The organism is Kitasatospora sp. NPDC053308, from assembly GCF_055585785.1.
This window is the reverse complement of sequence record NZ_JBVJJY010000011.1, coordinates 116,866-141,406: the sequence shown is the minus strand read 5'-3', so window position 1 is coordinate 141,406 and position 24,541 is coordinate 116,866. Positions and strand designations below refer to the sequence as shown.

The window sequence follows — 24,541 nt, the reverse complement described above, 5'->3', positions numbered from 1 at the left end:
GAGGAGCGGAGGGGTGGCGCATGGAACTGTTCACGGTGGCGGGCGAGGGGGCCGGGCCCTACGGGGTGGCCGTCGGGCCGGACGGGGGTGTCTGGTTCACGCTGGTGCACAGCGGGGAGGTCGGCCGACTGGCGGGCGACGGCACGGTGGAGCGGTACGGGCTCGGGGCGCCCGAGTGCGGGCCGGCCGTGATCGCGGCGGGGCCGGACGGGGCGCTGTGGTTCAGCCGGATGCGGGACCACCGGATCGGGCGGATCGACCGGGACGGGACGGCCGGCTCGTACCCGCTGCCCGGCGAGGGCGTCGGGCCGTACGGGATCACGGCCGGGCCCGACGGGGCGCTGTGGTTCACCGGGATGAACGCCGGGGCCGTCGGGCGGATCACCCTGGACGGGGAGGTGACGCAGTACCCGCTGCCGGTCGCCGGGGCCTTCCCCTCGATGATCACGGCCGGGCCGGACGGCGCGCTGTGGTGCACGCTCAACCAGGCGGACGCGGTGGCCCGGATCGGCACGGACGGGGAGGTGACCGTCCACCGGCTGCCCACGGCGGGGACCGCGCCGGTGGGGATCACCGCCGGGACCGACGGCGCGCTCTGGTACGTGGGCATCGGCGGCGGGCTGGTCGGGCGGATCACCGTGGACGGCGCGGTGACGGAGTACCCGCTGGCCGACCGGGCCGCCAAGCCGCACGCGATCGCGGCCGGGCCGGACGGCCGGCTCTGGTTCACCGAGTGGGGCGCCGGACGGATCGGGGTGCTCACCCCGGACGGGCGGCTCGACGGCCACCCGATCCCGGGCGGGGGCGCCGAGCCGCACGGCATCGCCGTCGCCCCGGACGGCGCGGTGTACGCGGCGCTGGAACGCGGCGAGATCCTCCGGATCGCGCCGGGGGAGGGTCAGGCCTGACGGCGCAGCAGTTCCTCCAGGTCGGCCAGCAGGCCCAGGGCGGCGGCGCGGTCGGGGACCGGCTCCGGGGCCGGGGTGCGCTCGGCGATCACCCGCAGGGCGGCGGCGGCCTGACGGGCGAACAGCGCCAGCAGGTCCAGCTCGGGCAGGCTGGAGCGGGCCTGTGGGGCCGGGTCGAGGACCTCCAGGACGCCGAGGACCCGGCTGCCGTGGGTGAGCGGGGCGGCCATCAGGGCGTTCGGGACGTAGGCGGTGGACTCGGCGAAGTCGCGGTCGAAGGTGCGGTTGGCGGCCAGGTCGTCGACCACCATCGGCTCGCCCGAGGCGGCGACCCAGCCGGCGATGCCCCGGCCGGCCGGGAAGCGGCGGCCGACCAGGGACTCCTCGCCGCGCCCGGAGACGGCCTGGAAGACCAGCTCCCCGGCGGTCTCGTCCAGCAGGCAGACCGAGCCGGCCTGGGCGCCGAAGATCGCCCGGGCGACGTCCACCACGGACTGCAGCAGTTCGCGGGCCAGCGGATCGACGGCGGGGTCAGTGCTGAGGGTCATCGGGCGCCTCCGGGGTGGGGGTGGTCGGGACCTTGACGTTGGCCGCGGTGAGGTAGAGCGCGCTCTTCAGCTGGAAGGTGGTCAGCCTCGGCCGCCGGGACAGGATGCGGGCGCAGAGCCCGGCCACGTACGGGGTGGCGAAGCTGTTGCCGGTGGTGCGGATGGTGGCACCGCCGAGCCAGGGCACCCGGACGTTCTGGCCGGGGGCGAAGAACTCCACCGGCGGCGCCGGGTTGTACAGGTGCAGGGCCGGGTCGTCCTCCTGGTGGCTGCCCACCGAGATGACCGAGGAGAACCGCCACGGGAAGCTCTCCACCGGGGTGTTGTGGGCGGAGGCGACGATCGCGGTGCGGGCGAAGAAGGCGTCGTCGGCGATCGCGTGCAGCTCCTCCAGGAAGCGGGTCCGGGTGGTGGAGAGGCTGAGGTTGACGACGTCGAAGCCCTGCCGGACGGCCCAGCGGAGCCCGGCGATCAACATGTCGCCGGTGCCGGTGAAGCGTTCGCCGAGGACCCGGACGCTGTAGAGCTCGCAGTCCGGGGCGGTGCGGCGGATGATGCCGGCGCAGGCGGTGCCGTGGCCGCAGGTGTCGCCCGCGGTGTCCGGGCGGACGGCGAGCTCCCGGGTGACCGGGTCCTTGACCACCGCCCAGGAGCCCTGCAGCGGGCCGACCAGGGGGTGGTCGGGCTCGATGCCGGAGTCGACCACGCAGACCCGCACGCCCCGGCCGGTGCCCTGCTCGGAGGCGGTGCCGCCGTCCGGGCCGACGGCGTCGGCGAGCACCGTCAGCTCGTCGGGGGTGCGGTCGCGCAGGCTCCAGGTCAGCCCGTCCGGGCCGCTCACCGGGTGCCCCCGAGCCGTTCGGCGCGCCGGATGCCCGGCAGGTGGCCCTTGGCGGCGAAGCGGTCCCGGGCGGTGGCGGCGGCCGTGGCGGCCTCGGCGGGGCGGTCCAGCAGCAGCAGGGCGTGCGCGCGGTCCAGCGCGGTCAGCGCCTGCAGCAGCAGCGACTCGGTTGCCTGGGCGGCGTTCAGCGCGGCCGCGGTGAGGTCCAGCGCGGGCTGGGCCTCGCCCCGCGCGGCGGCCAGCCGGCCGCGCAGCGCGTCCAGTTCGACGGCGAGCACCGGGGGCAGCGCGGTGGCCGCGTCGGCGCCGTCCAGGTGGCGGGCGGCGTGGGCCGGGCGGTCGGTGTCCAGCAGGACGCGGGCGGTGGTGAGGGCGAGCCGGGGCAGCGGGGCGGCGGTGCCCTGGCGGCGGGCGATCTCGGCGGCGTCGGCCAGCAGGTCCAGGGCCTGGTGGGACTGGCCGGTGGCGGCCGCGGCCTGGGCGGTCAGCGCGGGCAGCGCGACCATCGCCTCGGCCAGCGACAGCTCCCCGGCCAGGCCGTTGGCCTCGGCGAGCAGCAGCTCGGCCTCCTCGGGGCGGTCGCGCAGGGCCAGCAGGACGGCCAGCGGGCCGTTCAGCGCGACCCGGACGGTCCGGCGGCCGGCGCCGTGCTCGGCGAGCAGGGCCCGCAGCCGGAAGGTGGCGTTCGGGACGGGCTCGGGGCCGGCCAGCAGCGAGGCGGCCAGCGCGGCCAGCACCGCGGCCCGGTCCAGCTCGGCGTCGGTGCGCGAGACGTGGTCGAGCGCCTGGTCGAGCAGCCGCTCGGCCTCGGTGTGCCGGCCCGCCAGCAGGTGCTCCTCGGCCAGCCGCAGCCGGGCCCGGGCCTGGCCGAGGTCGTCCCCGGTGTCGGTGAACAGCGGCAGCACGGCGCGGGCGGTGGCGGCGGGCTGGTCCTGACCGGGCGGCAGGCCGCGGGCGGCCAGGGCGAGCCGGGCGTGCGCGGCGTCCAGCGGGTCGGCGGCCGCGTCGCGCACCTGCGCGAGGACGGGCAGCGCCTCGTCGGCGCGGCCGAGCGCCAGCCGGGCCTCGCCGAGGCGGCGCAGCACCGGGCCGGCGGAGCGCTCGTTGGGGTAGTGCAGCCGGACGGCGCGCTCCAGCAGGTCGGTGGCGGTCGGCAGGTCGGCCCGGGCGAGGGCCTGGGCCCCGGCGGCGCCGAGGGCGGCGGCGGCACGGGTGCGCAGGGCGTCGGTGCGGGCGTCGAGCAGGCCGAGTTCCAGCCGGTAGCGGTGGGCGCGCTCCAGGTGGCCGCCGACGGCGGCGTCCCCGGCGGTGCGGACGGCCGGCAGGTCGGCGGCGCGCTCGTGGCGCTCGGCGCGGGCCCGCTTGGACATCGACTGGTAGACCGACTCCTGGACCAGGCCGCTGCTGAACCGGTAGCCGGTGCCGGCCGCTTCGACCAGGCCGCGCTCGGAGAGCCGGGCCAGCGCGGCACGCAGCCGGGGCGGGGTGTCGTCGCCGGCGGTGGGCGGGTCGGCCGGCAGGCCGTCGATCGGGCCGGTGAAGACGTCGTCCTCCGGCTCGGCGAAGGCGTCCTGGTCGGTGCCGCCGTGGGTGAGCTCGGCCAGCTCGGCGGCGGTGAAGGCGCGTCCGAGGACGGCGGCGAGGTCCAGGGTGGCGCGCTCGTCGCGCTCCAGTCCGTCGATCTGGGCGCTGAGCAACGCCCGTCCGCTGGGCGGGAGTTCGTCGGCGAGGGCGGGGCCGTCGGCCTCGGTGAGGGCGGCCAGCAGCTCCTCCAGGTGCAGCGGGTTGCCCTCCGCCCGCTCCAGCAGCCGGGAGGGCACCGCGTCCTGGTGGGCGCTCAGCTCGGTCAGCTGGGCGGCCAGCAGGGCGGATTCGTCCCAGGACAGGCCGCCGACCGCGAGCGTCGGCAGCTCCGGACGGGAGGCCGGGAGCTCGGGACGGGCCAAGCAGAGCAGCAGGACGGGGGCGGAGCCGAGCACCTCGGTCAGCCGCTCGGCGGCGTCCAGCAGGGCCGGGCCGGCCCACTGGCAGTCGTCCAGGACGAGCACGGCGGGGCGCTCCACGGTGCGTCCGCGCAGGATCGCGGCCAGCAGCTCCAACGACTGCCCGGTGCCGACGCCCGGCGCGGTCGCCTCGTCCAGCCGGGCCAGCGCCTCGGCCGGGGCCGCGCCCTCGGGCTCGTCCAGCAGGGTGCGGACGGCCTCGGCGAGCGGAGCCGGCACGCCCTGCTCGCCGAAGCTGCGGCAGCGGGCGGTGCCGCAGCGCGCGCTACGCCGGCCCACCCGCTCGCGCCACTCGCGCACCAGGCGGGTCTTGCCGATCCCGGCCTCGCCCGCCACCAGCAGCAGCTCGGCGCCGGAACCGCCCGCCACCCGGGCCAACGCGGCGTCCAGGTCGGCCAGTTCGCGCTCCCGGCCGACCAGCGGGACGTCGAAGCGGCGCAGCAGCTCCGGGTCGTCCTCGTCCAGGCCGACCAGGCGGTAGGCGGTGACCGGCTCCGCCTTGCCCTTGAGCTGCAGCGGGCCCACCTCGTCCACCTGGGCGGCCGGGCCGGCCGCGCGCAGCGTCTGCGGGCCGATCAGCACCTGCCCGGGCGCGGCCCGGGTCTGCAGCCGGGCGGCGATGTTCACGGTCTCGCCGGAGATCAGCGCCTGGCGCGCCGAGGCGTCCGAACCCGCCACCACCTGACCGGTGTTGACGCCGATCCGGACGTCCAGCCGGACCCCGAGGGTGGCGTCCAGCTCGCTGTTGAGGTCCTCCAGGTCCTCCAGCATGGCGAGCGCGGCGGCTAGCGCCCGGTGGGCGTCGTCCTCGCGGATCACCGGGACGCCGAAGACGGCCATCACGGCGTCGCCGATGAACTTCTCCAACGTGCCGCCGTGCGCCTCGATCTGACGGTGCATCCGCTCGAAGTAGCGCAGGATCACCTCGCGCAGCGTCTCCGGGTCGAGCGCGCCGGACAGGGCGGTGGAGTCGACCAGGTCGCAGAAGACCACCGTGACCAGCTTGCGCTCCTCGGCGGCCAGGTCCAGGGCCGCGGACCGGGGCGTGCCGCAGGAGGGGCAGAACTGGTCGTTCGTGGCGACGAGTTGGGCGCAGAGTGGGCAGGGCATGGGGGCCGTCCTTCGGTCGTCCTCCGCTGTGCGGGGCGTACGGGGCGTACGGGGCGGCGCGGGCGGGTACGGCGCCGCGGTGTCCGGGCGTTCCGGCGTGCGTTCCGGGCCAGGGTGGCCGGGGCGGCTTCGGGCCCGGTTGGGGAGCGCTTGGCAGCCGGTATGGCCGCAGCCCGGGCGGGGTGCGGTGGTCTCCGGCGAGGCGGCGCGGCGCTGGCCGCGCGCCGCCGGCCCCACCGCGACCTGCGGCCATACCGGTCGCCAAGCGCCCCCGAAGCCGGGCGCAGCCGGCCCCGCCGACGATGGTCGGCACGGCGGGCGGTCGCCCGCCGCCACCGTGACGGCCCACCTGCGGCGGTCCCACCTGTGAAGGGAGTTCGACCATGGCGGAGAACATGGACCAGAACCTCGGCGAGAGCGGCGAGGAGACCCCGGAGGTCGAGGCGCACGCCGCCAACGTCCTGGACCTGCAGTCGATGAAGGTCCTCGCCGAGTCTTCGGACGGCAACTGCTTCAGCCTGATCAGCTACGTCGGCGGCGCCGAGACCAGCGCCTGACCGACACCGGTCGCCAGGCCGGACGCCGGACCGACCGGCCGATGACGGTCCGCTGGTCCGACCGGTCGGATGCCGGGCCGCACACGGGGGCGGGCGCACCACCGCCCCCGGTCGCCGGCCGTGCGGCCTCCCGCACCCGGAGCAAGGCCCCCGGGGCGGTCCCGTCACGACGGGACCGCCCCGGCCCGATCCCGCCACCACCCCCACGGAGGACGGCCATGGAGCCCACCGCCCCGGAGCCCACCGCCCCGGATCCCACCGCCCCGGAGGCCACCGCCTCGGAGCCCACCGCCCCGGAGGCCACCGCCTCGGAGGTCACCGCCCCGGAGGTCACCCCGCTCGCCCGCAACCGGGACTTCCGACTGCTCTGGGTCGGCGGCCTGCTGGCCTCGCTCGGCTCCCAACTCGCCTCGATCGCACTGCCGTTGCTCGTGCTGCGGGAGACCGGGTCGGCCGCCCGGGCGGGCGCCATCGGCACCGTCTCGGTCGGTGCGCTGCTGCTCACCATGCTGCCCGGCGGCGTGCTCGCCGACCGGATCGAGCGGCGCCGACTGATGCGGATCTGCGACGTCGGCAGCCTGCTGGCGGTCGGCGCCCTGGTCGTGGCGGTGCTGCGCGGCAGCGCGCCGCTGCCGCTGGTCCTGCTGGTCGCCGCCGCCGGGGCTTTGATCTCCAGCGTCTACGGACCCGCGGCCGGTGCCCTGCTGCGCACGGTGGTGCCGCGCGCACAGGCCCGGGAGGCCTCGGCGCGGATGCAGGCGCGCGGCGCAGCGGCCCGGCTGATCGGCCCGCTCGGCGGCGGGGCGCTGTTCGCCTGGCACCCGGTGCTGCCGTTCCTCGCCGAGGGCGTCGGGCTGCTGCTGTCCACGGTCTGCGTGGCCTTGATGCGGACCCGCTCCGCGCCCGCCGAGAAGAGCGGATCGGTGTTCAGCAGGACGGAGTTGACCGCCGGGCTGGCCTTCATCTGGCAGCAACCCTATCTGCGGACCCTGCTGCTGATCTTCGGCCTGGGGATGAACTTCGCGTTCAGCGCGCTGATGTTCGCCACCCTGGCCGTGGCCTCCGACGGCGGGCACTCCGGGATCGGCGGTGGCACGGTGGTCTCCTGCACGGCGGCCGGCGCCCTGGCCGGTGCGCTGCTCGCCCCGAAGCTGGGCGCCCGGGCACGGGACGGCAGCCTGGTGGCGCTCGCCTGCTGGGCCTCCGCGTTGACCGCCGGGGTGCTGACGGTCACCCGGGTGCCGCTGGTGATCGGGCTGCTCTGCGCGGCCTGCATGTGCCTGTCCACCATCGCCAGCATCGGCTTCGTCTCCGGCATGCTGCTCGCCGCGCCGCCGGACCGGATCGGCCGGGTGCAGAGCGCCGCCGGGTTCCTGTCCACCCTGATCCAGCCGTTCGGCCCGCTGGTGGGCGGCACCCTGCTCGGAGCCGTGGGCGGCCCCCGGACCTTCGGGCTGCTGGCGCTCGCCATCGCGCTCTGCGCGGCCGTGGTCACCTGGGCGCCGCCGGTGCGGCGCGGGCCGGTACTCGGCCCGGCGGTCTGAGCCCGGCGGTCTGAGCCCGGCCGTCGTCGGCCGCGCCGTTCCCGCCGTTCCCGCCGTTCCCGCCGTCCCGCCCCGCCCCGCCCCGCTCCGCCCCGCCGTCCGAAGCCGTTCCGGAAGGGAGACGCCATGGCCGGCGCCCACGAGACCCAGCTCCACTGCCTCGCCGACCCGCTGTACTACGACACCCCCGGCCGGCTGCGCGACCGGGCGAGCCGCTACCCCCTGGGGCTCGGTGAACCGCCCGAGGGCTGGCGGCGCGATCAGCGCGGACTGTGGACGGTGCTGCGGCCCGAGGGCGGGACGCTGCCGGAGCAGGGCTGGAAGCTGCACGTGTCCGCGGTCGAGGACGGCGCCGAGGAGACGCTCGCCGTGGTCGCCCGGATCTGCGCGGAGCGTCGCGTCGCGTTCAAGTTCCTGCGCAGCGCGGCGGCCCTGCGGGTGGCGAACGGCAAGTACACCGGGCGCGGGAGCAGCGGCAAGTTCATCACCGTGTACCCTGCCTCCGACGAGCAGTTCGCCGACCTGGCCGAGGAGTTGGCGCAGGCGCTGGACGGCCGCCCCGGCCCGTATGTGCTGACCGACCTGCGGATCGGCAGCGCCCCGGTGTACGCGCGCTACGGCGCGTTCGTCGAGCTGTGGTGCGAGGACGGGGCGGGCCGGCCGGTGCCCGCGCTGCGCGACCCGGCCGGGGCGCTCGTGCCGGACTCGCGCGAGCCGGTGTTCCGGCTGCCGGCGTGGGTGGAGCCGCCCGAGGTGCTGCGCCCGCACCTGGCCGCCCGGGAGGCCGCCGCCGGGGACCTGCCGTACCGGATCCTGGAGGTGCTGCAGTTCTCCGGTGCCGGCGGGATCTACCTCGCCGAGCACCGGGGCAGCGGCGCGCGGGTGGTGCTGCGCGAGGCCCGCCCCTACGCCGGGCTGGACGCCGCCGGGGCGGACGCGACGGCCAGGCTGCGGCGCGAGCAGTGGGCGCTGGAGCGGCTGGCCGGGCTGGAGTGCGTGCCCCGGCTGCACGAGGTGCGGACGGTGTGGGAGCACACCTTCCTGGTGCAGGAGCACATCGAGGGCGTCCAGCTGTTCACCGAGGCGGTCCGCCGCTACCCCCTGGTGCACCAGGACTGCACGGCCGAGCGGCGCGCCGCGTACGCGCGCTGGGTCGACGGCGTGGTCGCCGGGCTGGAGAAGGCGCTCGACGCGCTGCACGGGCGGGGCGTGCGGTTCGGGGACCTCCACCCGGCCAATGTGGTGCTCCGGCTGGACGGTTCGGTGGTGCTGGTCGACTTCGAGTACGCGGCGCCGCTGGACGACCGCCGGGTGCCGACCGCCGGAGCGGCCGGGCTGCCGATCCCGCCCGGGCTGGACGGCGCCGAGGCGGACCGGTTCATGCTGTGGGCGACCTGGCTGATGCTGCTGATGCCGGTGCAGGAACTGGCCGACCGCGACCCCGGCAAGCTGCCGGCGCTGGAGCGGCGGGCACGGGAGTGGTTCGGACTCGGGCCGGAGGAGGGGCCGGTGCGACCGGCGGCACGGGCGGCGCTGACGGCGCGGACGGAGTCGGCGAGCGAGCGGCGCGGCCGGGAGCTGCTGGTCGGCCCCTCCTGGGCCCCGGCCCGGCGCGAACTGGTCGCGGGCATCCACGCGGGCGCCACTCCCGACCGGCCTGACCGGCTGTTCCCCGGCGACGTGGCCGGGTTCGCCGACGGCGGGACGGGCGTCGCGCACGGCGCGGCCGGGGTGCTGTACGCGCTGCACCGGGCGGGTGCCGACTGGCCGCAGGAGTACGCGGACTGGCTGGTCGCGGCGCTGCGCCGGCGCGGGCCCCGGCCGGGCACCGGAGGACTGTACGACGGCCCGCTCGGCATCGCCGTGGTGCTGGCCCGGCTGGGCCGGACGGAGGAGGCCGAAGAGCTGACGGCGCGGGCGCGCACGGCCCGCCCGGCCCGCCAGGTCGGCCTGTTCGGCGGGCGGGCCGGCGCCGCGCTCGCCCGGCTGCGGCTCGCCGACGCGCTGGACAGCCCGCGCGAGGCGGCGGACGCGGTGCGCGACGCCTGCGAACTGGCCGCGGTGGTCCGCGGCGAGGCCGTGGACGGCCTGGACCAGCCCTCGGCGGCCGGGCTGCTGTACGGGCTGGCCGGCATCGCGCTGCTGCAGTTGAGGCTGTACCGGCGGACCGGGGAGCGGTGGCTGCGGGACTCGGCGCGGGCGGCGCTGGAACGGGCCGTGGGGCAGTGCGTCCGGGTGCCGGACGGCTCGGTGCAGGTGCTGGAGGCCGGGCGACGGCTGGCGTACCTGGACCGGGGGAGCAGCGGGATCGCGCTGGTGCTGCGGGAGTACCTGGGGACGGCCGAACTGGCCGGCGCCGAGGCGTTCCTGGCGGACGTGCGGAAGGTCTGCGCGCCCGGGTTCATCCGGGAACCGGGGCTGTTCCGGGGCCGGGCCGGACTGACCCTGGCACTGGACCGGCTGCACGGGCGGGACGGGCGGGACGGGCTGGACGGGCGGGACCGGCTGCGGGGTGAGGGTGGCGCGGAGCCGGACCGGCCGGGCGCCCCGGCGGGGGCGGTGGCCGAGCAGGTGGCGCGGCTGCAGTGGCACCTGGTGGCCCGGCCCGAAGGGCTCCTGGTGCCGGGGATGCGGCTGCGGCGCTTCTCGGCGGACCTGCACACCGGGGCGGCGGGCCTGCTGCTGGCGCTGTGGGGGCTGGAGGAGGACCGCGGGGAGGTGCTGGACCTGCTGACCCTGGGGTGAGCCCCGACCGCGCGACGGTGGCCGGGCCGTCAGACGGTGCCGGGCCGTCAGGAGCCGGCGCCGAGGACCGTCGCGGTGCGCTCGCGGGCGTGCAGATGGGTGAGCCGGGGCAGTGCGTAGAGGGCGGCGTGGGCGGTGACCTCGCCGGTCGGCGAGGTCACCGCGCCGGTGTCGATGAGCGCCTCCAGGGTGCGTAGGGCGAGGCGTTCGGGCCGGCCGAGCGCGGCGGCGGCCTCGGGGAGGGTGAACAGCAGGGACAGCGGCAGGGCGGCGAGCCGGGCGAGCGCGAGCCGGCCCTGCTCGCCGAGGTCCTGCCAGCCGGAGTCGAGCCGGGCGCGGACGGTGACGTCCCCGGCGACCAGTTCGTCCAGCGCCCCCGCCGGGTCCTCCAGGCGCGCCGCGTACTCGGCGAGCGGCAGGTGCCGCAGCACGGCCAGCCGGGTGCCGGCCACCCGGACGGCCAGCGGCAGCAGCCCGCAGGCGTCCACGATCCGGGCGGCGGCCGCGCGGTCGGCGCCGATCCGGCCGGTGCCGACGATCCGGCCGAGGAGCTCCAGGGCCTCGGCGGCCGTCAGCGGCGGGACGGTGATCCGGTGCACCGAGGCCAGACCGGCGAGTTGGCTGCGGGCGGTGACCAGGACGGAGCTCGGGCCGTGGCCCGGCAGCAGCTCGCGGACCACGGACTCGCCCGGGGCGTCGTCCAGGACCAGCAGCATCCGGCGCCCGGCGAGCGAGGCGCGCCACAGGGCCGCGGCCTGACCGGGATCGGTCGGCGCGGCACCGGTCGGCGCGGGACCTGTCGGCGCGGCGGCCGGCCGGCCGGTGAGGGCGGCGAGTTCGGCCAGTACGTCGGGCAGCGGGCGCGGGGTGCCGTCGGCCGTGCGCAGCCGGACCAGCAGCCGGCCGTCCGGGAAGCGGTCGGCGAGCAGACGGCCGGCGTGCACCGCGAGTGCGGTCTTGCCACTGCCGGCCGGCCCGGAGAGCACCGCGACGCGCCCGCCGCCCTCACCCAACACGTCGACCAGTGCGCGTAGTTCCGTGGTCCGCCCGGTGAAGTCGGCGGTGTCGGCGGGCAGCAGGTCGCCGTGCGGCGCCGCGCCGCGCTCCGGGCGGGCGGCGGCGGGCCCGGTCCGGCCGCGGGCCAGCAGCTCCCGGTAGCGGGCGGTCAGCGCGGGGCTCGGCTCCAGGCCCAACTCGCGGGCCAGCAGCTGGCGGTGGCCGTCGTAGACCGCGAGTGCCTCGGCCTGCCGACCGCACAGGTGCAGCGCGTTCATCCGGGCCGCCTGCAGACGCTCGCGCAACGGGTGGCGCTCGGCGAGCTCGGTCAGCTCCTCGGCCACGGCGACGGCGTTGCCGAGCTCCAACTCCGTTTCAGCCCAGTCCTCGTGGACGCCCAGGCAGCGCGCCTCCAGCCGCTGCGCCTCGGCCTCGACGGCGGGCGAGGAGCGCAGGTCGGCGAGCGGCGGGCCCTGCCACAGGTCGAGGGCCTGACGCAGCAGCCGGGCGGCCGGGGCGAGCGCACCGCCGTCGGCGGCGGCCCGGCCGGCCCGGGCCAGGGCGCGGAACTCCAGCAGGTCGAGCTCGGATTCGGCGACCCGCAGCAGGTAGCCGCCGGCCGAGTGGACCAGCCGGTCGGGGCCGTCGTCACGGCCGAGCAGGGTGCGCAGGGTGCAGATGTACACCTGGAGGTTCTTGCGGGCGGTGCGCGGCGGCTCCTCGGGCCAGACCGCGTCGGTGAGCAGGTCGACCGGGACGGCGGTGTTGGCCCGGCTGAGCAGGACGGCCAGCACCAGCCGCTGCTTCAACGGCCCGAGCGCGAGCGGGCGGGCGCCGGCCTCGCCGGTGAGCGGGCCGAGGACGGAGAACCGCAGCCGAGTGGGGGCGGCGGGCTGGGCCAGGGGCATCGGCGTACCTCCGGGGGCGAAAGCGGGGCGAGGGCGAGGGCGAGGCGGGCGCGGGAGCGGGGCGAGGGCGAGGCGGGGGCGGACGGCGGCGCGATCGCCGTCCGGGAGCGGTTCGGTGGCGGTTCGGGAGCGGTTCGAGGTCGGTTCGGTGGCGGTTGTCGGGCGGTTGTCGGGCGGTTGCCGGGTGCTTGACGGGCGGGTCCCGGGTGGTTCGACGGCGGTCGTCGGTCCGCGCAGGCTACTGGACCGTCGACCGCCCCTGAAGGGCACGGAATCGGGCGGGTTCGCACACGCCGTCCGCACAACCCGGGCAGCCGGGGGTGGGATCGGCGGATGCTTTCGCACCGGTGTGCGAGCGGGGTTCCGGCAGGTCGGGCGGGGCTTCCCGGGTGTCGAACGGGTGGGTGGAGGAGTGTCGCGCGGAGGCCGCTCGGCCAGGTGTCCGCGCCGCGCGGGCGCGCGGTGTTCCGGCGGTTCTCGACCGGGGCTCAGGAGCCGGGCGAGCACGGCCCGAGCGGACGGGGAGGGTGGCCAGGGGTCCCGGTCGGGGCCCCTGAACTCGGGCCCAGGGGCCCCGGACCGGCGGGCCCAAGGGCCCTGGGGCGGGGAGCGGCCCCGTCCCGATCATGGATCGCCATCCATTCGCACCACGTTCCCGAGGAGATGGGTCCTTGACCGCCACCCAGGCCCAGGGCGACCCCACCGACCCCGCCCGACCGTCGACAGCCGTGCCGCCACTGCCGTCGGCCGTGCCGCCGCCGGCCGTGCCGCCGACCACCGCACCGGCCGACGCGGTTCGGCCCAGGCGGGCCGGTTCGGCCCTGGTCCGGCTGCTGACCACCACCGACCACAAGACGATCGGCACCCTGTACCTGGTGTCCTCGTTCGCGTTCTTCCTGCTCGGCGGCGTCATCGCGCTGGTGATGCGCGCCGAGCTCGCCCGGCCGGGCACCCAGCTCCTCTCCAACGAGCAGTTCAACCAGGCCTTCACGATGCACGGCTCGATCATGCTGCTGCTGTTCGCGATGCCGCTGTTCACCGGCTTCGCGAACTGGATCATGCCGCTGCAGATCGGCGCGCCGGACGTCGCCTTCCCGCGCCTGAACATGCTCTCGTTCTGGCTGTTCCTGTTCGGCTCGCTGATCGCCGCCGCCGGCTTCGCGACCCCGCAGGGCGCCGCCGACTTCGGCTGGTTCCTCTACGCCCCGCTGTCCGACGCGATCCACTCGCCCGGTGTCGGCGCCGACATGTGGATCATGGGCGTGACGCTCTCCGGCTTCGGCAGCATCCTCGGCGCCGTCAACTTCATCACCACCATCATCTGCATGCGCGCCCCGGGCATGACGATGTTCCGGATGTCGATCTTCTGCTGGAACGTGCTGCTCACCTCGGTGCTGGTGCTGCTGGTCTTCCCGGTGCTGGCCGCCGCGCTGCTGGCGCTGGAGTGCGACCGCAAGTTCGGCTCGCACGTCTTCGACCCGGCCAACGGCGGGGCCATGCTGTGGCAGCACCTGTTCTGGTTCTTCGGGCACCCCGAGGTGTACATCCTGGCCCTGCCGTTCTTCGGGATCGTCTCCGAGGTCATCCCGGTGTTCAGCCGCAAGCCGATGTTCGGCTACGCCGGCCTGATCGCCGCGACGGTGGCCATCGCCGGCCTGTCGGTGACGGTGTGGGCGCACCACATGTACGTCACCGGGCAGGTCCTGCTGCCCTTCTTCTCCTTCATGACCTTCCTGATCGCCGTGCCCACGGGAGTGAAGTTCTTCAACTGGGTCGGCACGATGTGGAGGGGCTCGCTGAGCTTCGAGACGCCGATGCTCTGGACGGTCGGGTTCCTGGTCACCTTCCTGTTCGGAGGCCTGACCGGCGTGCTGCTCGCGGCCCCGCCGATCGACTTCCACGTCTCGGACTCGTACTTCGTCGTCGCCCACTTCCACTACACGCTGTTCGGCACCGTGGTGTACGCGATGTTCGCCGGATTCCACTTCTGGTGGCCGAAGATGACCGGCCGGAAGCTCGACGAGCGGCTCGGCCGGATCACCTTCTGGACGCTCACCGTCGGCTTCCACACGACCTTCCTGGTGCAGCACTGGCTCGGCGCCGAGGGCATGCCCCGCCGCTACGCCGACTACCTGGCCTCGGACGGCTTCACCACCCTCAACACCGTCTCCACCATCGGATCGTTCCTGCTCGGCCTGTCGATCCTGCCGTTCCTCTACAACGTCTGGAAGACCGCCAAGTACGGCGAGAAGGTCACCGAGGACGACCCCTGGGGCTGGGGGCGCTCGCTGGAGTGGGCCACCTCCTGCCCGCCGCCGCGGCACAACTTCGTCAAGCTGCCGCGGATCCGCTCCGAATCCCCGGCCTTCGACCTGCACCACCCGGACATCGCGGCCCGGGACGCGCTGGAGAACACCGGCAAGCCCGCCGCGCACCTGGGCGACGTCGAGCCGGCGAGGTACGACCGGCCGCTGAGCCGGGCGGACCGGGCGCGGGTGGCCGCAGGCGGGAGGCGGCCGGAGACGCCGGTCGGCGCTCCCGAGTCCTCGGCCGACACCCCTCCCTCCGACGGCTGAGGCGGCCGGCGCCCCCGAAGGCCCGCCGCCCCCGAACGCAGCGCCCGCCCCCGAACGCAACCCCCCGCCCCTTGCCCCTCGCCCCCGCAGCCTCGCCCCTTCGTCGACCAGGAAGGCCGGGTCCGTGAACCACACCGTGCTCGCCATCGGCACCGCCGCCCTCACCGCGGGCGGCTGCGTCTGGTACCTCCCCGCCATCGCCGACCTCCAGGCCGGCGCCGACCGGCCCCGCTCCACCCGGACCGCCGCGGCGGCCTGCGTGCTGTGGTGGGCGGCGCTCGCGCTGGCCGGCGGGCTGTTGCTCGTCGTCCCCGACTGGCGGCCCGCCGCCCAGGTCGCGCTGGCCGGACTGGTCGGCGGCGGCGCGCTGCGGGCACGGGCGCTGCGCGAGCGCCGGCGGGAGGTGCGGGAGACGGCGGCGCGCTGGGCCGCGCTGGACGCCGGCCCCGCCCCGCGCGGCGCCCGGCCGCTCGCCCTCGCCCTCGCGGGCTGGTTGGTGGTCGGCGCCGCCGTCGCCTCGCTGGGCGCGGTCGCCGTCCTGTTGTCCGGCGGAGGCGGGATCGGCCCGCGGGTGGTGCCGGCCGCGGTGAGCGGCGCGGCGCTCGCCCTGGCGTTCCTGCTGATGGGGCTCGGGAACCTCCGGCGGCAGGGCCGCCGCTGAACCCCGCCGTGCGGGGCCGTGCGGGGCCGTACGGGACCGCACGGCGGGGGCGGCGGGGCGGCGTGGGTCCGGCGGAATGGGGCCGTTCGACCCTGGGGCGCGGCCGCCCGGTGGGCGATGATGCGCTGGGCCCCGCCGGGAGTGCGCGGGGGTGACGAAGGTGGAAGCGCGAGATGGCGACCAAGACGGAGGGTGCCGGGGCCCCGGCACCGGTCCGGGTGTTCCTGCTGGACGACCACGAGGTGGTGCGCCGCGGCGTGCACGACCTGCTGGACGGCGAGCCGGACCTGGAGGTGGTCGGGGAGGCGGCGACCGCCGAGCAGGCACTGGTGCGGGTGCCGGCGCTGCGGCCCGACGTCGCCGTGCTGGACGTCCGCCTCGGCGACGGTGACGGCGTGTCGGTCTGCCGGGAACTGCGGTCGCGGATGCCCGGCCTGGCCTGTCTGATGCTCACCTCCTTCGACGACGAGGAGGCGCTGCTGGACGCCGTCATGGCGGGCGCCGCCGGTTACGTGCTCAAGCAGATCAGCGGCACCGACCTGGTCACCGCCGTCCGCACCGTCGCCTCCGGCCGCTCGATGCTCGACCCCGGCGCGGCCACCCGCCTGCTCAACCGGCTGCGGAGCGACGCCGAACCCGCCCGGCCGGCCACCACCGGCCCCGGGCTGACCGCGCGCGAGCAGGAGGTGCTCGCCCTGATCGGCGAGGGCCTGACCAACCGGCAGATCGGCGAGCGCCTCTACCTCGCCGAGAAGACCGTCAAGAACCACGTCTCCCGGCTGCTCGCCAAGCTCGGGGTGGAGCGGCGGGTGCAGGCGGCCCTGATCGCCACCGAGCTGCGCCAGGCGTCGGCGGCCCCGTCCTCCCCGCTGCGCGGCGGCCGGGGCTGAGCTCCCGGTGGCCTGCGCGGCGCGTCAGCCGCGGGAGAGCAGCCAGGACCAGCGGCGCCGCTCGGTGACGAGGGTCGCGGCGGCCAGGGCGGTGACGGGTACGGCCGCCCAGGCGGGCCAGGCGAGCCAGGAGGAGGCCACGGCGGCGGCGAGTTGGAGCAGCACCAGGACGACCGTGGCCCACCCGGGCACGGCGACGATCACCCGGGTCTTGTCGCCCGGCGTGGCGAAGACGGTCGGGAGGCCGATCAGGACCAGCACCGACAGGACGGCGAGCGGCCAGGAGTGCCCGGCCAGGGCCCACGGGGTGGCCACCCAGGCGGCCAGTTCGGTCGCGAACCGCAGCGCGGAGCCGACGCGGTCGTCGGGTCGGCCTGAAGTCGCCTCTGCACCTGGTGCGTTGATCACCCGCGGAGGATCTCACGGCGCGCGTCCGGCCGGTAGGGGCGCGGCAGCGGACCGTCCCCTACGCTGGCCCGGACATTCGCCGACGGAGGGACCGCGCCGCCATGTTCGACCCCGTGACCGCCGCCCTGTACGAGCGGGACGCGACCAGCCGGTCGCTGGGCATCGTGCTGGAGGAGGTGTCGGCGGGCCGGGCGGTGATGCGGATGACGCTGGCCGCGACGATGGTCAACGGGCACGGGACGGCGCACGGCGGCTTCCTCTTCCTGCTGGCGGACGCGGCGTTCTCGTACGCCTGCAACAGCCACGGCCCGGTGACCGTCGCCCAGGCCGCGCAGGTGGCCTTCCTGGCGCCGGCGGCCGTCGGGGACGAGCTGGTCGCCGAGGCGGTGGAGCGCTCGCGGGCCGGGCGCACCGGGATCTACGACGTGACGGTGCGCCGGGTGGCGGACGGCACGGTGATCGCCGAGTTCCGCGGGCAGAGCGTGACCGTCGGGGGCCGGCCGCGCGGCGACTGAGCGGCCGGCCCGCGCCCCGGTCAGTCCTTCGGGCGCTCGTCCAGGACCTGCTGGAGCTTGCCGGTGCGCGGGTTGGTGACCAGGTCCGAGCGCGGCACCCACTCCACGGTGAGGGGGCGGATGCTGCCGAGCGCGACCTCCGCGGGGTAGAGCGGGACGGCCTCGTACACGGCCTCGACCAGCCGGTCGGCGAGGGCCGCGAGCTCGGCGGGCGGCGGCTGCCCGATGTGGCCGAGCCGCAGGATCAGGCCGTCCCGGCCGTCCCGGCGGCGCTGGACGAGCTGCATCCCGGCGATGTGCCGGTCCGGGTCGGCGGCGATCAGGACGCGACGGACGTCCTCGGTGGGCAGGGCGACGGTGCCGACCCGGGCACCCTCGCCGGCGCGGCCGAGCAGGCGGAAGCGGTGGCACGCGCCGTCCACCCATTCGGCGCGGTCACCGGTCGGGTAGCGCAGGATCGGCATCAGGGTGCGGAAGAGGTTGGTGACCACGACCCGGCCGGGCGTGCCCGGGGCGGTGATCGCCTCGCCGGTGACCTCGTCGAGCAGTTCCACCACCGTGCGCTCGGCGAAGGCCTCGTGGACCCGGACGTCCGCCCCGGGGACGGGTGCGCCCACCAGTCCGGCGTCGTTGGAGGCGTAGCCGACCGAGGCGACGGCCGCCTTCGGGAAGGCCCGGGAGAGCAGCGGGCGCAGGTCGGCGAAGAGCAGGTCCCCGCCGAACAGCAGCAGTTCGACGCCCTCGGCGCTCTCCCCCCGGGCGACCAGGCACTCGGCGACGGCGCTGAGCTTCATCGGCTCACCGGCCAGCACGTGCACGCCGAAGCCCGCGATCAGATCGGCGACGTACGGGTCGGGGGCCGCGCCGCCGACGCCGAGCCGGACGTTGTCCACCGGCGCGTGGTGCAGGGCGTTCTCGATGTAGAGGAAGCCGCCGTAGAGTTCGCCGGCGGTGAAGAGGTTGGCCACCCGGTGCCCTGGCCGCAGGCCGGCCCGGACGAGTCCGGCGCCGAAGGCGGTCACCGAGTCGGCGTGCTCGGTGCGGGTCCACGGCGAGAACTTGGGGACGCCGGTGGTGCCGCCGGTCTTGTAGACGCCGGCGTCGGTGAGCGGGCCGGTCAGGACCCGGTTGTCCGGCCAGGTGTTGGCGGCCCAGAACGCGGCCTGGTCGATCACCGGGAGCAGGTCGAGCCGGTCGACGGCCGGCGGCAGGCCGCGGTAGAGCTCGGCGTAGAACGGCGAGTTGGCGCGGGCGAACCGGACCAGCTCGGCGAGGGGCTTGGCGGGCATGGGGGCTCCGGGGTCAGGAGAAGGGGTGACCGGTGGCCGGCTGTCCGAGCCAGGTCCGGGCGAGGGCTTGGACGGTCGAGCCGTCGGGGTCGGCGAGTTTGGCGGCCAGGTAGTCGGCGGCCCAGGCGTTGGTGGGCACCCGGAACGGCGGACGCGCCTCGCGCAGGGTGCGGACCACGACCTCGGCGACCTCCCGGGCCGGCTGCCCGGCCGACTCCCAGCCCTGGCCGCCGACCCAGTCGAGGTAGTCGGCGAAGGTCGGCGCGTACGGTCCCGAGGCGGCCTGGATGGTGGTGCGGTCGACGTCGGGGAAGACGCCGAACGCGGTGTCCGGGACGAAGCCGGGCACCACCACCGAGACCCGGACGCCGTGCGCCGCGGCGACCGGGGCGAGCGCCTCCATGAACCCCTCGACGGCGAACTTCGCCGCGCAGTACGCCTCGTTGAACGGCTGGCCGACCACCCCGTGCACACTGCCGACGGTGACGAGCCGGCCGCCCGCCGCGCGCAGCAGCGGCAGCGCGGCCCGGCTGACGGCGGCCACGCCGAAGAAGTTGACCTCCAGGTTGGCGCGCAGCGCCGCGTCGGTGGACATCTCCAGGGTCGGGTCGCAGTTGGAGACGCCGGCGTTGTTGACGAGGGCGTCCAGCCGCCCGTACGTCCGCCGCACGGCGTCCAGGCAGGCGGTGACCGAGTCGTGGTCGGTGACGTCCAGCCGGCGGACGTCCACGGCGACGCCGGCGGCCGCGGCGGCGGCGCGCAGGGCTCCGCCGCGGGCGGGCTCGCGCATCGTGGCGACGGTGGTGTAGCCGGCCCGGGCCGCGGCGACGGCGGTGGCCAGGCCGATGCCGGAGGAGGTGCCGGTGATCAGCAGGACGCGGCCGACCGGGTCCGGAAGCGGATCGTCGCTCATGCGGTGCCCTCCGCGACCGGCGCGCGGGTGTCCTGCTCCTCGGCGGCCCGGTCGCGCGCGGCGGTGTCCAGGAGCGGTTGGAGGCCGAGCGCGGGGAGGAAGGAGCAGGCCGCCAGGAGGGTGCCGCCGGCCATCACCACCCGGGCGGCGTGCAGGATCCCGAGAGGTCCGGTGAGCAGCGTGACGGCCAGGCCGCCGACCAGGGCGGCGAGCGGGATCACGCCCCAGGTGACGGTCCGGAAGGCGGCGTGCATCACGCCCTGGTGGTGCGCGGACATCCGGGACTGGCGGGTGGGCGCGCTGCACACGTTGATGCAGGACATGAAGAAGCCGTAGCAGCCCATGGTCACCGCGATCACCGGCCCGGAGGGCAGCGCGGGCGCGGCCAGCACGCCGAGGCCGACCAGGCAGTGCAGCAGCAGCGACCAGGCCATCGTCCGGCCGAGGCCGAACCGCCTGCCGAGCCGGGGCGCGGCCACGGCCCCGGCCAGCGCGCCGAGCGCGGCGACGGACATGGCCGCGCCGAAGACGCCGACCCGCACGTCCAGGCCGCGGTAGGCGAGGACGGGCAGCACGGTGACGAAGACCGGCCCGCCGCAGTTGAGGGTGACGGCTGCCAGCACCACCCGGCGCAGCACCGGGTCGGCCCAGTTGAGGCGGAACCCCAGCGCCAGCCGCTCCCGGATCGAGCCCTCCACGACCGTCCGCTCGCCCCAGGGGCGCATGGCGCGGAAGCAGGCCGCCGAGACCAGGTAGCTCGCGGCGTCGACCAGCAGTGCGGCCACGCCCAGCGCGCCGTAGAGCGCGGCGGCGACGGAGGGCCCGGCGACCTCGGAGACCGAGCCGCTGCCCTCCAGCCGGGAGTAGGCGCGGACCATGCCGTCCTCGGGCACCACGGCCGGGACGGCGACCAGGTAGCCGACGTTGAAGAAGATCGTCGCCCCGCTGACGACGGCCACGCAGCCGAACAGCAGCGGGGTGGAGAGGGCGTCCAGCGCGTACGCGAGCGGGATCGCCGCGACCGCGACCAGCCGGACCAGGTCGCAGGCGAGCATCGTGCGGCGCTTGTCCCATCGGTCGACCAGCACCCCGGCGATCGGCCCGAGCAGCGGGATGCCGAGGTACTGGGCCATCGCCACCACCCCGACCTGGAGCGCGGAGGCGTGCAGCACGAAGATCATCAGGGTCGGGACGACGAAGACGGTGACCTTGTCGCCGACCAGGCTGACGCTCTGTCCGACCCAGAAGAGGGTGAAGCTCCGGCCGAGCGGGGCGGCGCCGGTCCCCGACGGCGCGGAGGTCGCCGTCATGACTCCTCCCGGACGACCAGGGCCGCCGTCTTGCCGGTACGGCCGTTGCCGACCAGTTCCTCCACCGGGCGCACCCGGAAGGACTCCGGGTCGTGCTGGAAGGCGGTGCCGAGGGTGAAGGTGGCGGTCAGCAGCTCCTTGCGCAGCCGCTCGGCGTCCGGGGCCGCGTCCGGACCGGCGGGGAGCAGCAGGACCTCCAGGGCGCTCGCCCGGCCGCCCTGTTCGGTGAGCAGCACCTGCGCCCGGGCCACCCCCGGTTCGCGTTCCGCCCGGGCGATCAGCTCGTCCACGTCCAGCCCGAGGCCGCGCACCTGGACGACGCTGTCGCGCCGGCCCAGGACGCGCATCGCCGGCTCCGGGCGGCCGCACGGGCAGGCGGTCAACTCACCGGCGTCGCCGGTGCGGTAGCGCAGCACCGGGTTGAGCATCTCCGGGTCCAGGGTGGTGAAGTCCAGCAGGCCGTCCGGGTCGGTGTGCACCAGCTGGTGGGGCAGCGGGTGGAAGACCTCGGCCGGGCAGTCGGGGGTGTTGGTGGCGACCACCCAGGTCTCGGTGCTGCCGAACATCCCCCAGCGCCGCGCCCGCGGGGCGACCACGGCGAGGTCCTCGTCGAGCTGCGGCTGCCAGGCCTCGCCGAGCCAGAGCACCTTGCGCAGGGTGGGCAGTCGCACCCCGGCCGCCCGGGCGTGCGCGAACCAGAGCCGCAGCACGCTGGGGGTGCCGCCGATGGCCGTCACCCCGCGGGCGGCGAGGAAGGCCAGCCAGTCGCCGTACTCCTCCCTGGCCACCGAGCCGAGCGCGATGATCCGGCAGCCGGAGAGGTCGGCGAGCGCGGCGGCGAGGAAGTGCGCGCCCCACATCCGCCCGGCGCCCCAGGCGTTGACGAAGACGTCGGTGCGGTCGAGCGGCTGCCAGTGGGCGTGCACGCCGGCCATGTAGAAGCCGGTGGGGGCGTAGCCGACCTTGGGGGCGCCGGTGCTGCCGCCGCTCTGGAACAGCCAGGTGGCGCACTGCCCGGCGGCGGGCTCCAGGTGGGCGAGGGCGGTGTTGAGGTCGTCCTTGGCCAGCGGCGGGAGTTCGGCGAGCCGGTCCAGGCTGGTCGCGTCGAGGTGCCCGGGGTAGCGGGCGGCCAGGCCGGGGACGCTCCGCAGCCGCTCCAGGGTGCGTCCGGCCACGTGCAGCCGGGGCGCGGCGGCCTCGGGGGAGAGGGAGAAGGAGGTCATCGGCGGTCGTCCGTCCGGTGGTGGGGAGCGGGGGAGAGGTCGAGGGTGAGCGGGCGGGCGCCGTCGGCGAGCCACGTGGCGTGGCCGTCCCGGTAGGCGGCGAAGCGGGCGCGGGTGACGTCCCGTTGGAGGGTGCGGTGCGGGTCGGTGAAGTCCGGGGCGATCACGCCGTCCGGCTCCAGTTCGGAGAACCAGTACCGCTCGCCGTCGTGCAGGAAGTCGACGCAGAAGAACGGGATCGGCAGCCGTTCGGCGAACCAGGCGGTGGCGGCGGCGAGTTCGGGCGGCACCGGAGGGAACTCCATGGCGCCGCCGCGGCTCGCGTTGGCGACCGGGGAGCCGGCCTCCGGGGTGCGCTTCATCACCGCGTACGGCCGTCCGTCGACCACGTACACCCGGTAGTCGACGGTGCCGTCGCCCAGGTACGGCTGGATCACCAGCGTGGTGTCGCCGCCCTGGGCGAGGCTGGCCAGGCCCCGGACGTCCTCGGGGCCGCGCGCCAGGTTGATCCCGCCGCCGCCGCACCAGCCGGCGGGCTTGACGATCGCCGGGTAGGTCATGCCGCCGAGCGCGACCTCGTAGACGTGCTTGCCGATGTCCCGGCCGGTGCCGATCCGCACGGTCGGGATGGTGGGCACCGGGGAGCCGGCCAGGAACAGCAGCGTGGCCAGCTTGTCGTTGCCGATCAGCGACACCTGGGGCGGGAACGGCAGGTAGAAGCCGGCCTGTTCGAGCACCGCGTAGAGCGCGTACTGGTTGAACACGTCCATCGACTGGTACGGCAGCGAGTAGAGCGCCGTGATGAACAGGGTGTCCTCGGGGGTGACGGGCTCGTCGTCCACGTACACCCGCGGGCGGCCGGGGCGGGTGGCGTCCACGGTCACCGCGTCCGGGGCGTGCCGGCTCCAGCGCAGCCCGAGGTCGGCGGCGCTCTCGGCGTAGAGGTCCCAGAAGAAGCCGTGCCACATCTCGGCCATCCGGGAGGACTCCCGGTCGGGGAAGATCCAGCACATCCGGCGCAGTTCGCCGGGCGGGGCGGGGGTGCTCATCGGGCTCCTCGTGCGGTTCGGGGTGCTCGTACGGCTGCCGGGGCCGGCTGCGCTGCCGTGCTGCGGGGCGCGGCTGCCTGGGCTGCCGTGCTGCGGGCCGCGGGTGCTGCCGTGCTGCGGGCCGCGGTCGCCGGTGCGGCCGTGCTCCGGGGCGCGGCCGTCTTGCGCGGCGCGGCCGTGGACTCGGCCCACCAGCGGCGGCCGGCCTCCGGGAGGGTGTCCACCGGGTCGTAGAAGGGGTGGCGGCGGTCGAGGGCGTCCTGCGGGTCGCCGTCGGCCTCCAGACTGGTGCGGTAGTTCTTCGTCCAGTACGAGACGCCGCGCTCGCGGTCGTACTCCACCGCCTGGTGCACCCAGCGCTTGCCGACGTGCGGGACGTCGCAGACCAGGCGGGGCGTGGCGTAGCCGGGCAGGTAGCCCATGATCGCCTCCTGCAGGTGCTGCGCCCGGTGCAGCGGGGTGCGCCAGTGCTCCGCGCCCGGCACGAGGTCGCAGAGGTAGAAGTAGTACGGCAGGATGTTCGCCTCGCCCTGGAGGGCGAAGCAGAGGTCCAGCAGCGCCTCCGGGGTGTCGTTGACGCCGCGCATCAGCACGCCCTGGTTGCGCACGTCCCGGACGCCCGCGTCCAGCAGCGCCCGGGCCGCCTCGGCGACCAGCGGGGTGACGGAGCGGACGTGGTTGGCATGGGTGTGCACCGCCAGGTTGACGGCGCGGCTGGCGGCGATCCCGGCGACCTTCGCCACGCCCGCCAGGACCTCCGGCTGCAGCCAGTGCTGCGGCAGGCCGACCACGGCCTTGCTGGCGAGCCGGATGTCGCGCACCGTGCCGAGGTCCAACAGCCGCAGCAGGAAGGACTCCAGGCGCGGCCAGGGCACGTTGGCGAGGTCCCCGCCGGAGACCACCACGTCGCGCACCGAGGGGGTGCGCTTCAGGTAGTCCAGCATCTGCTCCTGCCGGTCGGCCGGGCGCAGCAGCAGCCGGGTCTTGGCCACCTGCGGGGTGGAGGTGCCGACCAGGTCCATCCGGGTGCACTGCCCGCAGTACTGCGGGCAGGTGGCGGTCAGCTCGGCCAGCACCTTGGTGGGGTAGCGGTGGGTGAGGCCCTCGACCGCCCACATGTCCGCCTCGTGCAGCGAGTCCCGTTCGGCCAGCGGGTGGCTGGGCCAGCGGGGGTGGCGGTCGGCGCGCACCGGCAGCATGTAGCGGCGCACCGGGTCGGCCAGGAACGCCTCGGTGAAGGCCTCCGGGCGGCCCGGCGCGTCGGGCGCCATGGTGTTCAGCACCTGGGGCGGCAGCAGGATCGGCATGGTGGCGAACTCGGCCTGGTCGGCGGCGAGTTCGCCGTAGAAGCGGTCGGTGAGCAGGTCGCCGACGACGGCCCGCAGCTGGCGGGCGGTCTTGACGGAGTGGGCGCGCTGCCACTGGGCGTCGCGCCACTGCGCCGCGGTGACCTGCCGCCAGCCGGGCAGCCGGCGCCAGTCGGGTTCGACCAGCGCGGTCCGCGCGTACTGGTACGGCTGGCGGATCACGGGGTGGTCCATCGTGCT

18 protein-coding genes and 1 pseudogene are annotated in these 24,541 nt (G+C 76.1%); 8 read left to right on the top strand and 11 right to left on the bottom strand.

The features are described 5' to 3' along the window. The first annotated feature begins 20 nt into the window (after positions 1 to 20). A complete protein-coding gene (locus tag ACZ6Y7_RS24180; protein ID WP_465760013.1) occupies positions 21 to 908 on the top strand; it encodes a virginiamycin B lyase family protein in 888 nt (295 codons plus the stop codon). Here the strand turns inward: ACZ6Y7_RS24180 and ACZ6Y7_RS24175 are convergent. Genes ACZ6Y7_RS24175 through ACZ6Y7_RS24165 form a run of 3 tightly spaced genes read right to left on the bottom strand, consistent with a single transcriptional unit; the run spans position 899 to position 5,410 of the window. Beyond that, positions 899 to 1,456, bottom strand: coding sequence for a GAF domain-containing protein (locus ACZ6Y7_RS24175; protein WP_465760012.1), 558 nt, complete (start codon positions 1,454 to 1,456; stop codon positions 899 to 901). The two genes, ACZ6Y7_RS24180 and ACZ6Y7_RS24175, sit on opposite strands and share 10 nt — an antisense overlap. Next, positions 1,440 to 2,297, bottom strand: a complete 858-nt coding sequence (locus ACZ6Y7_RS24170; protein ID WP_465760011.1) for a S8 family peptidase — start codon at positions 2,295 to 2,297, stop codon at positions 1,440 to 1,442. The genes ACZ6Y7_RS24175 and ACZ6Y7_RS24170 overlap by 17 nt, the downstream gene beginning before the upstream one ends. Beyond that, positions 2,294 to 5,410: an adenylate/guanylate cyclase domain-containing protein gene (locus ACZ6Y7_RS24165; protein WP_465760010.1), complete on the bottom strand. Its 3,117-nt coding sequence runs from the start codon at positions 5,408 to 5,410 to the stop codon at positions 2,294 to 2,296. The genes ACZ6Y7_RS24170 and ACZ6Y7_RS24165 overlap by 4 nt, the downstream gene beginning before the upstream one ends. Before the next feature lie 383 nt (positions 5,411 to 5,793). Between ACZ6Y7_RS24165 and ACZ6Y7_RS24160 the strand changes: the two genes are divergently transcribed. The 3 genes from ACZ6Y7_RS24160 to lanKC all read left to right on the top strand — a co-directional run bounded on the left by ACZ6Y7_RS24160 (position 5,794) and on the right by lanKC (position 10,256). After that, the gene (locus ACZ6Y7_RS24160) at positions 5,794 to 5,967 is read left to right on the top strand and encodes a hypothetical protein (RefSeq protein ID WP_465760009.1); all 174 of its coding nucleotides are present in this window, start codon (positions 5,794 to 5,796) and stop codon (positions 5,965 to 5,967) included. A gap of 218 nt (positions 5,968 to 6,185) precedes the next feature. After that, entirely contained in the window at positions 6,186 to 7,511 is a 1,326-nt protein-coding gene (locus ACZ6Y7_RS24155) for an MFS transporter (protein ID WP_465760008.1), read from the top strand. Positions 7,512 to 7,637: 126 nt separating this feature from the next. Further along, positions 7,638 to 10,256 carry a class III lanthionine synthetase LanKC gene (lanKC, locus tag ACZ6Y7_RS24150; RefSeq protein ID WP_465760007.1) on the top strand — a complete coding sequence of 873 codons (2,619 nt, stop codon included), beginning with the start codon at positions 7,638 to 7,640 and terminating at the stop codon, positions 10,254 to 10,256. Positions 10,257 to 10,303: 47 nt separating this feature from the next. On the opposite strand, the gene ACZ6Y7_RS24145 is transcribed toward lanKC, so the two are convergent. After that, a complete protein-coding gene (locus ACZ6Y7_RS24145) occupies positions 10,304 to 12,160 on the bottom strand; it encodes an AfsR/SARP family transcriptional regulator (RefSeq protein WP_465760006.1) in 1,857 nt (618 codons plus the stop codon). Between the two features lie 671 nt (positions 12,161 to 12,831). Here ACZ6Y7_RS24145 and ctaD point away from each other — a divergent pair. The 3 genes and pseudogenes from ctaD to ACZ6Y7_RS24130 all read left to right on the top strand — a co-directional run. Next, positions 12,832 to 14,574, top strand: a pseudogene (ctaD, locus tag ACZ6Y7_RS24140) (aa3-type cytochrome oxidase subunit I); the annotation flags it as partial. Positions 14,575 to 14,860: 286 nt separating this feature from the next. Then, positions 14,861 to 15,397 carry a hypothetical protein gene (locus ACZ6Y7_RS24135; RefSeq protein WP_465760005.1) on the top strand — a complete coding sequence of 179 codons (537 nt, stop codon included), beginning with the start codon at positions 14,861 to 14,863 and terminating at the stop codon, positions 15,395 to 15,397. Between the two features lie 173 nt (positions 15,398 to 15,570). Further along, the gene (locus ACZ6Y7_RS24130) at positions 15,571 to 16,287 is read left to right on the top strand and encodes a response regulator (RefSeq protein WP_465760004.1); all 717 of its coding nucleotides are present in this window, start codon (positions 15,571 to 15,573) and stop codon (positions 16,285 to 16,287) included. A gap of 24 nt (positions 16,288 to 16,311) precedes the next feature. Here ACZ6Y7_RS24130 and ACZ6Y7_RS24125 read toward each other — a convergent pair whose 3' ends face one another. Continuing rightward, a complete protein-coding gene (locus tag ACZ6Y7_RS24125) occupies positions 16,312 to 16,695 on the bottom strand; it encodes a hypothetical protein (RefSeq protein ID WP_465760003.1) in 384 nt (127 codons plus the stop codon). A 101-nt stretch (positions 16,696 to 16,796) separates the two neighbouring features. Between ACZ6Y7_RS24125 and paaI the strand changes: the two genes are divergently transcribed. After that, positions 16,797 to 17,210 carry a hydroxyphenylacetyl-CoA thioesterase PaaI gene (paaI, locus tag ACZ6Y7_RS24120; protein WP_465760002.1) on the top strand — a complete coding sequence of 138 codons (414 nt, stop codon included), beginning with the start codon at positions 16,797 to 16,799 and terminating at the stop codon, positions 17,208 to 17,210. A 20-nt stretch (positions 17,211 to 17,230) separates the two neighbouring features. On the opposite strand, the gene ACZ6Y7_RS24115 is transcribed toward paaI, so the two are convergent. The 6 genes from ACZ6Y7_RS24115 to ACZ6Y7_RS24090 are packed head-to-tail and all read right to left on the bottom strand — an operon-like array spanning position 17,231 to position 24,523. Then, positions 17,231 to 18,499 carry a phenylacetate--CoA ligase family protein gene (locus ACZ6Y7_RS24115; RefSeq protein WP_465760001.1) on the bottom strand — a complete coding sequence of 423 codons (1,269 nt, stop codon included), beginning with the start codon at positions 18,497 to 18,499 and terminating at the stop codon, positions 17,231 to 17,233. A 13-nt stretch (positions 18,500 to 18,512) separates the two neighbouring features. Beyond that, the gene (locus ACZ6Y7_RS24110) at positions 18,513 to 19,412 is read right to left on the bottom strand and encodes an SDR family NAD(P)-dependent oxidoreductase (protein WP_465760000.1); all 900 of its coding nucleotides are present in this window, start codon (positions 19,410 to 19,412) and stop codon (positions 18,513 to 18,515) included. Continuing rightward, a complete protein-coding gene (locus tag ACZ6Y7_RS24105; protein WP_465759999.1) occupies positions 19,409 to 20,722 on the bottom strand; it encodes an MFS transporter in 1,314 nt (437 codons plus the stop codon). The genes ACZ6Y7_RS24110 and ACZ6Y7_RS24105 overlap by 4 nt, the downstream gene beginning before the upstream one ends. After that, a complete protein-coding gene (locus ACZ6Y7_RS24100; protein WP_465759998.1) occupies positions 20,719 to 21,945 on the bottom strand; it encodes an AMP-binding protein in 1,227 nt (408 codons plus the stop codon). Before ACZ6Y7_RS24100 ends, ACZ6Y7_RS24105 begins: the two co-directional genes overlap by 4 nt. After that, entirely contained in the window at positions 21,942 to 22,994 is a 1,053-nt protein-coding gene (locus tag ACZ6Y7_RS24095) for an ATP-grasp domain-containing protein (protein ID WP_465759997.1), read from the bottom strand. Before ACZ6Y7_RS24095 ends, ACZ6Y7_RS24100 begins: the two co-directional genes overlap by 4 nt. Then, positions 22,991 to 24,523, bottom strand: a complete 1,533-nt coding sequence (locus ACZ6Y7_RS24090) for a KamA family radical SAM protein (RefSeq protein WP_465759996.1) — start codon at positions 24,521 to 24,523, stop codon at positions 22,991 to 22,993. Before ACZ6Y7_RS24090 ends, ACZ6Y7_RS24095 begins: the two co-directional genes overlap by 4 nt. Between the last annotated feature and the right edge of the window lie 18 nt (positions 24,524 to 24,541).

What these genes read in the sequence shown, in the direction of transcription:
- ACZ6Y7_RS24180 (WP_465760013.1), top strand. Translation starts at nt 21, where the DNA reads ATGGAACTGTTCACGGTGGCGGGCGAGGGGGCCGGGCCCTACGGGGTG.
- ACZ6Y7_RS24175 (WP_465760012.1), bottom strand. Translation starts at nt 1,456, where the DNA reads ATGACCCTCAGCACTGACCCCGCCGTCGATCCGCTGGCCCGCGAACTG.
- ACZ6Y7_RS24165 (WP_465760010.1), bottom strand. Translation starts at nt 5,410, where the DNA reads ATGCCCTGCCCACTCTGCGCCCAACTCGTCGCCACGAACGACCAGTTC.
- ACZ6Y7_RS24160 (WP_465760009.1), top strand. Translation starts at nt 5,794, where the DNA reads ATGGCGGAGAACATGGACCAGAACCTCGGCGAGAGCGGCGAGGAGACC.
- ACZ6Y7_RS24155 (WP_465760008.1), top strand. Translation starts at nt 6,186, where the DNA reads ATGGAGCCCACCGCCCCGGAGCCCACCGCCCCGGATCCCACCGCCCCG.
- lanKC (WP_465760007.1), top strand. Translation starts at nt 7,638, where the DNA reads ATGGCCGGCGCCCACGAGACCCAGCTCCACTGCCTCGCCGACCCGCTG.
- ACZ6Y7_RS24145 (WP_465760006.1), bottom strand. Translation starts at nt 12,160, where the DNA reads ATGCCCCTGGCCCAGCCCGCCGCCCCCACTCGGCTGCGGTTCTCCGTC.
- ACZ6Y7_RS24130 (WP_465760004.1), top strand. Translation starts at nt 15,571, where the DNA reads ATGGCGACCAAGACGGAGGGTGCCGGGGCCCCGGCACCGGTCCGGGTG.
- paaI (WP_465760002.1), top strand. Translation starts at nt 16,797, where the DNA reads ATGTTCGACCCCGTGACCGCCGCCCTGTACGAGCGGGACGCGACCAGC.
- ACZ6Y7_RS24115 (WP_465760001.1), bottom strand. Translation starts at nt 18,499, where the DNA reads ATGCCCGCCAAGCCCCTCGCCGAGCTGGTCCGGTTCGCCCGCGCCAAC.
- ACZ6Y7_RS24110 (WP_465760000.1), bottom strand. Translation starts at nt 19,412, where the DNA reads ATGAGCGACGATCCGCTTCCGGACCCGGTCGGCCGCGTCCTGCTGATC.
- ACZ6Y7_RS24105 (WP_465759999.1), bottom strand. Translation starts at nt 20,722, where the DNA reads ATGACGGCGACCTCCGCGCCGTCGGGGACCGGCGCCGCCCCGCTCGGC.
- ACZ6Y7_RS24100 (WP_465759998.1), bottom strand. Translation starts at nt 21,945, where the DNA reads ATGACCTCCTTCTCCCTCTCCCCCGAGGCCGCCGCGCCCCGGCTGCAC.
- ACZ6Y7_RS24095 (WP_465759997.1), bottom strand. Translation starts at nt 22,994, where the DNA reads ATGAGCACCCCCGCCCCGCCCGGCGAACTGCGCCGGATGTGCTGGATC.